Origin of the sequence: Hoeflea phototrophica DFL-43 (assembly GCF_000154705.2) — a bacterium.
Taxonomy (GTDB): domain Bacteria; phylum Pseudomonadota; class Alphaproteobacteria; order Rhizobiales; family Rhizobiaceae; genus Hoeflea; species Hoeflea phototrophica.
This window is the reverse complement of sequence record NZ_CM002917.1, coordinates 2,919,060-2,925,342: the sequence shown is the minus strand read 5'-3', so window position 1 is coordinate 2,925,342 and position 6,283 is coordinate 2,919,060. Positions and strand designations below refer to the sequence as shown.

Genomic DNA, 6,283 nt, shown 5'->3' with positions numbered 1-6,283 from the left:
GACTACCAAACACTCGACCCTTACGGGCGATTTGTTTAATGTGGCGGATTTCATGGATGTGTTTAAACCCTTGGAGAGCCTCGGCAATAAATTTGATTGTTGTACCCCGCCCACGTGTGTTGTAGGGTTCCCGATTTATCACACTCGCTTTTTTCGCTCCACGGGGGTAATCCATGCGGAAATTTGTACGGGTCCGAGCATCTCAAGGGAACGATGGATGCGGCGTTCGCAGCTTTAATAAATCTTGGTTGAATAGCGGTTGAGCTGGGAGTCCTTGGTGGTAAAGTGTCACCTTGTTCATGCGCCCTGCATCTGATATGCAAGGTGGGGCGGCGGATCAAATTGCTATATGTTTTTGCGCCCTTGCGGCTTGCCGCTGGTCAGCCGATTGCTTGCGCACGCCTTTTTCGAGCAAGACTGTGCACAGCTCGTCAAGCTCCTCACGTGTTAGCAGATCGTTATTAGGCTGGAAGGTCTTGGCTGCGGCCATGCAATAGGTGCTGCGGAAATCATAGTGATCCGCGTCGGAAACGGGCTGATAGCTGGCCGTCATGCCGTACGCGTGGATCATGCGGTGGTTTCCGGCCAGACCCGGCGCGATGTTAGTGGCATTGTTCATGTGCATGGGTCCTTCGCGGGTCGGGGTCAATGTGGTCATGCTTTGTCAGCACGTCATGTCACCGCAGTGTCACTCTTCAAACATCCGGCCCTTCGACACTTTGACACCCTTGATGGTTTGAATTGCGCTTCACGCGGTTGAAGGGGATGGTGCTTGCCAGCGAAGGGCTCTCACTGGTACTTCGGTGGCAGTGTTATCAATCAGGAGCGCGTCCATGCCAGCCCGTTTGATCCGCCATGTGGCCGGTGCGCTGGCATTGGTCGGCCTTGTGCTGACATCCGCCATGGCGCGGGCGGATGATGTTCTGGTGTTCGCCGCCGCCAGTTTGAAAACCGCGCTTGATGCCGTGGCGGATGACTGGCGCGCGCAAACCGGCAAGGGACTGACGATCTCCTATGCAGGCAGTTCGCAATTGGCGCGTCAGATCGAGCAGGGAGCACCGGCTGATGTTTTCATCTCTGCCTCCAGCGGCTGGATGGATTATCTGCAATCGGCGAAGTTGATCAGTGCAGAGAGCCGAACCGATCTCGTGGGCAATCAGCTTGTGCTTGTCGCGCATGGTGCTGACGGAGCGGGGGTTGAACTTGACGCCAAACTCGATCTGGCGGGTCTTTTGGGAGACGAAAAGCTTGCGATGGCGCTGGTGGATGCGGTTCCCGCCGGGATCTATGGCAAACAGGCGCTGAGCAGTCTGGGGCTTTGGGATGCGCTGGCGCCAAAGGTGGCGCAGACTGACAATGTGCGCGCTGCGCTGGCGCTGGTGGCTGCGGGCGAAGCGCCTTACGGCATTGTCTATGCCAGCGATGCGGTTTCCCAAGACATTGTGAGTGTGATCGGCGTGTTTCCTGAAGGCAGCCATGATCCGATTGTTTATCCGGCGGCGCGTGTTGCTGCTTCGGAAAATGCAGATGCCGAATTGTTGCTTGAGGCGCTGAAGAGCCCGTCAGCGTCGGCGCATTTCAGGGCGCAGGGTTTCTCTGTTCTTTCCCGGCAGGGCGATGGCTGACTGGTTGACCCCTGACCAGTGGAGCGCGGTGGCGCTGTCGCTCAAGGTGTCGTTCTGGGCCACCGTGCTGAGCCTGCCGATTGGCGTGGCGGTTGCCTATGTGCTGGCGCGCTACGAGTTCTGGGGCAAGCAGGCGCTCAATGGTCTGGTTCACTTGCCGCTGATCCTGCCTCCGGTGGTGACCGGCTATCTTCTGTTGCTGACTTTCGGGCGGCGCGGCGCGATCGGCGGTTTTCTTGAACAGACATTCGGACTGGTGTTCGCCTTTCGCTGGACCGGGGCGGCGCTGGCGGCTGCGGTGATGGCGTTTCCCTTGATGGTGAGGGCTATCCGGCTTGCCATCGAAGCGGTTGATCCGAAGCTCGAAGAGGCGGCGTCGACGCTGGGCGCGTCGCGGATCTGGGTGTTTATGACGGTCACGCTGCCGCTGATCCTGCCCGGGGTGATCGCGGGTGCGATCCTGGCTTTCGCCAAGGCGATGGGCGAGTTCGGTGCGACAATCACCTTTGTCTCCAACATTCCAGGTCAGACCCAGACATTGCCCTCGGCGATCTACAGTTTCCTGCAGGTTCCGGGTGGTGATGCGCAAGCGTTCCAGCTGGTGCTGATCGCGGTGGCGATTGCGCTGGCGGCACTGCTCCTGTCGGAATGGGTTGGCCGGGCCGTGGCAAGACGGATTGCGGGCTCATGAGCGTCTCGGTTCGGATTGCCCATGATTTCGGCGGCTTTGCGCTCGATGTGAATTTTGAGGCACCTTCTGGTGTCACGGCACTTTTTGGCCGGTCCGGTTCGGGCAAGACCACGGTGATCAACGCCATTGCGGGGCTTTTGCGGCCACAAAGCGGGCAAATCAGTCTCGACGATCAGGTGCTGTTTGATGCCGGCCGCAGGATTTCGGTTCCGGTGCACAAACGCCGGCTTGGCTACGTGTTTCAGGAAGGGCGGCTTTTTCCGCATCTGAGCGTGCGCCAGAACCTTGAGTACGGGCGCTGGTTTTCTGCTCTCAAGGATGGCCCGGATTTCGATCAGGTGATCGATATGTTGGGCATTGCGCATCTTTTGGACCGGCGTCCCGGTGCCTTGTCCGGTGGAGAGAAGCAGCGGGTGGCGATCGGTCGTGCGTTGCTTGCCAATCCGAAAATGTTGCTGATGGATGAGCCGCTGGCAGCGCTCGACGAGGCGCGCAAGGCGGAGATCCTGCCCTATCTGGAGCGGCTCAGTGCAACGACTGCAGTGCCGGTGCTCTATGTCAGCCATTCGATGGCCGAGGTGGCACGGCTGGCCTCGACCCTGGTGCTGATGGAGGCGGGGCGTGTGGTGAGGGCAGGCCCCGCGGCGCAAGTGCTCTCCGATCCCGACACTGTGCCCGTCCTGGGTGTTCGAACTGCAGGTGCATCGCTGCACGCGGTGGTCGCTGCGCAGGAAGACGACGGGCTGACAAGGCTGGAGGCATCCGGCGGGGCGCTTTGGCTGCCGCGTGTCGAGGCGGCGATCGGCACAAGGCTGAGCGTGCGGATCCCGGCGCAGGATGTGATCCTGTCTCGGGCCAAGCCGGAAGGCTTGTCTGCGCTCAATGTGTTTCCGGCCACGGTCATGGCGGTCCGGTTTGGCGACGGACCGGGCGCGATCGTTCAGTTTCGGGCTGGCGAGGATGTGCTTCTGGCCCGGATCACCCGGCGTTCGGCGCAGGCGCTCGAGCTTGTGCCCGGCGTGGATTGTTTTGCGATTCTCAAATCCGTGGCCGTGTCCCAAAGTGAGGTCGGCGGTGCGGTGTAGTATCAACCGGCGGCGTGTTCAAGGCAGGCGGATTGCGCCGATCCTGGCGTAATCCCTGTAAATCGACCGGAAGGAAAGCGTTCCCCCGGTTTGGGTCGCGAGCCCGGTCATGGCATCGCCGAGGCGCTCCCGCGGGGTGACGTGAAATCGCGCCAACCAGGCCTTGAGTGCCTTGCCGAACCAGGCGGGCAATTGGCTTTGCTGCCCGAAGTCCACCACATGCAATTCACCTTGCGCTGCGACAGCCTGGCATGCTTGCTCAAGAGCGTTCTCCCAGCCGGGGATCATCGACAGGCTGTAGGAACAGAAAACCCGGTCGAACATGGCCCGTTCGAACAGCGCTTCGGCATCAAATCTGGTGGCATCTGCCTTCGCCACCCTGATCCGGTGCTCCAGATTGTTGGCGCGAATATTGGCTTGTGCGGATTTGAGCATTTCGGCTGATATGTCCAAGCCATACAGCTGCGCTTCGGGGTAACGGCGCGCGGTCAGGATCAGGTTTCGGGCGGTGCCGCAGCCGACTTCCAGGATCGATCCGCCCGGAGGCGGTTGCAGGGTTGCGATCAGATCATTACGACCGAGCAGGTAGTGACGCCGCGTCAGATCATAGATGTGGCGTTGATAGCGGTAGATGCCATCCATCATGTCCGCGCTGGCAGAGGCCGTGCTCATTGCGTGCTTCCGCGTCTGATGTGGAGATGGAAGCCGCCATAGATTGCGGAGCGGTCCTGCTTGCCGAGTTCAAGACTCTCTTCAGTGCGGTAGTCCCATTTGTCGAGAATGCCGGCGGGCACCCGGCCGGGAAGCGGCGAAGGTGCGGCGGCGGTGCGGTAGATCACCCGCGCACCGGGGGTTGCGGTGCGGGTGATTTCGGCCCAGAGTTCGGAGAGTTGCTGGTCGGTCATCCAGTCCTGAGCATCTAGCAGCACGTAAGCGTCGACCGATTTGGCGGGCCGTGCCGCAAGCATGGCGGTGATGCTTTCATTGACGATGTTGACCCTGGAAGCATTGTCGCGAACGGCATTGAAATTCCGCGCTTCGAGATAGGGCGGCAGGCTCACGGTTTCACCGGACTGGTAGCGCCGGCCAAAGGCCTGCCAGGCGAAGTAATTGTCCTTGAGCGGGAAGCCGCAGGCCAGGCGTTCGGTACGCGTTCTCAGCGCGCCGATCATGCCGTCCTCGGCGTCGCCGGCGAGGGCTTCATACTGCGCCGGCGGAATGCCAAGACCGAACAGCGAAGCCCGTATCGAAGTCAGTGCCTTAAAGCTGCGGCTGTCAAAGACCGGTGCGATGTTGGTCTCGAAGAATTCGCGCTGCTTTTCTACGCTGTCCATCCTGAGCAGTTCGCGCGGATCGACGCCGTACATTTTGCCAAGCAGATGGGCTATGGAAATGAAGCGTCCAAGCAGGCCGGTGGAATAGAACCCGCGGGCGAACTTCGAGATGCGGCGGCGGCCTGAGAGATCGCGCCCGTCCCAATAGGTCCGGGTCTCGGCATCGAGATGGGGACGAATGTGACGGTCGTAAAGCGCGATATTGGTCTTGAGATTGGCGTAACGGAACATGTTGGAGAACGCCGCATGGCCGGGCAGATGCTGGGCGGCTGCAAGCTTGAGCTTGCCCAGCGCCACATGGGCGGGAGACAGATCCACTGCAATCACCCGTGCCGGATTGGCGGTGAGATAGGACATCACATTGCATGAGCCCGAAGCGATGGTCACCAGCGTGTCCGTCGGCTTGATGTCGAGCGCCTGCATGTCAACAATCGGGTCCTCCCAGATCTGAGGGTAGACCAGACCGTGGAAGGCGGCGGAGAAAATGCGTTCGAGCAGGCCGGTGGAGGACAGCGCCGTGTTGCGGACCACTGCGCCGTCGATGCGGGCACCGACCGAGGGAGTTTCAATCATGACCATGAGACTATCCTCGATTGGTTCTGGGGGTGGGTTTGGAGAGGGAAGCCCGGTTGCGGCAGAGTGCGGCGAGGGCCATCAGGCGGCCTCGTGAGCAGCGACGATGCTCTTGGGCGTTTCGGTCTGCGGCTCAAGCCCGGCTTTGGCGGGTATCCTGCGTGACCAGTCGATCAGTTCCATGCGGCCATCATCATGCTCGACAATCGCGGTGCAGCTTTCGACCCAATCGCCGGTGTTGATGTAGCGGATGCCGTTGCGCATTTCGTTGGCGGCATGGTGGATGTGGCCGCAGATGACGCCATCGGCGTCGTGCTTGCGGGCTTCATCTGCCAGCACTTCCTCGAAATCGGAGATGAAGTTGACCGCGCTTTTGACCTTGAGCTTGGCCCAGCGGGAAAACGACCAGTAGCGCAGACCCAGCAACTTGCGGGTGCGGTTGTGCCATTTGTTGGTCCACATGGCGAAGCCGTAGGCCATGTCGCCAAGATGGGCGAGCCAGCGGTGGTTCATCACCACCATGTCGAATTCATCGCCGTGAATGACCAGCAGGCGCTTGCCATCGGCAGTTTCAAACACATCGCGCTCAAGCACCTCGATGCCGCCGAAATGGATGCCCTGATAGTCGCGCAGCAACTCATCGTGATTGCCCGGGACATAAACAATACGCGTGCCCTTGCGCGCCTTGCGCAGGAGTTTCTGGACCACATCGTTGTGGGATTGCGGCCAGTAGAAGCCTTTGCGCTTCATCCGCCAGCAATCGATGATGTCGCCGACGAGATAAATTGTCGGCGCGTCATGCTCGCGCAGGAAGTCTATCAGCAGATCCGCCTGGCAATCGGGCGTGCCGAGATGGACGTCGGAAAGGAAGATGGTGCGGTAGGATTGTGTCACGGTTCGGCCTGTGCCTTGAGCAATCGTCTTGCGGGCAGGCTTAGACACGATTCCGTTTTCAGTTTTGTGACGCGCGTTTTT

The 6,283-nt window shown here is 60.3% G+C and carries 7 protein-coding genes; 3 read left to right on the top strand and 4 right to left on the bottom strand.

Annotated elements, in window-relative coordinates; genetic code table 11:
- Positions 1-337: 337 nt before the first annotated feature.
- Positions 338-619, bottom strand: coding sequence for a hypothetical protein (locus HPDFL43_RS13870; protein ID WP_156970277.1), 282 nt, complete (start codon positions 617-619; stop codon positions 338-340).
- A gap of 214 nt (positions 620-833) precedes the next feature.
- Here HPDFL43_RS13870 and modA point away from each other — a divergent pair, with 214 nt between their 5' ends.
- From modA to modC, 3 genes are read left to right on the top strand one after another with little or no spacing between them, the layout of a single operon-like run.
- Positions 834-1,625, top strand: a complete 792-nt coding sequence (gene modA / locus HPDFL43_RS13865) for a molybdate ABC transporter substrate-binding protein (protein ID WP_007197991.1) — start codon at positions 834-836, stop codon at positions 1,623-1,625.
- Positions 1,618-2,316, top strand: a complete 699-nt coding sequence (modB, locus tag HPDFL43_RS13860) for a molybdate ABC transporter permease subunit (protein ID WP_007197990.1) — start codon at positions 1,618-1,620, stop codon at positions 2,314-2,316. Before modA ends, modB begins: the two co-directional genes overlap by 8 nt.
- On the top strand, positions 2,313-3,401 hold the full coding sequence (gene modC / locus HPDFL43_RS13855) for a molybdenum ABC transporter ATP-binding protein (RefSeq protein WP_007197989.1): 1,089 nt from the start codon (positions 2,313-2,315) through the stop codon (positions 3,399-3,401). The genes modB and modC overlap by 4 nt, the downstream gene beginning before the upstream one ends.
- Before the next feature lie 18 nt (positions 3,402-3,419).
- Here modC and HPDFL43_RS13850 read toward each other — a convergent pair whose 3' ends face one another.
- The 3 genes from HPDFL43_RS13850 to HPDFL43_RS13840 all read right to left on the bottom strand — a co-directional run bounded on the left by HPDFL43_RS13850 (position 3,420) and on the right by HPDFL43_RS13840 (position 6,250).
- Positions 3,420-4,073: a class I SAM-dependent methyltransferase gene (locus HPDFL43_RS13850; protein ID WP_007197988.1), complete on the bottom strand. Its 654-nt coding sequence runs from the start codon at positions 4,071-4,073 to the stop codon at positions 3,420-3,422.
- Positions 4,070-5,314, bottom strand: a complete 1,245-nt coding sequence (locus tag HPDFL43_RS13845) for a BtaA family protein (RefSeq protein WP_007197987.1) — start codon at positions 5,312-5,314, stop codon at positions 4,070-4,072. The genes HPDFL43_RS13850 and HPDFL43_RS13845 overlap by 4 nt, the downstream gene beginning before the upstream one ends.
- 75 nt (positions 5,315-5,389) lie before the next feature.
- Positions 5,390-6,250, bottom strand: coding sequence for a UDP-2,3-diacylglucosamine diphosphatase (locus tag HPDFL43_RS13840; protein WP_245271051.1), 861 nt, complete (start codon positions 6,248-6,250; stop codon positions 5,390-5,392).
- Between the last annotated feature and the right edge of the window lie 33 nt (positions 6,251-6,283).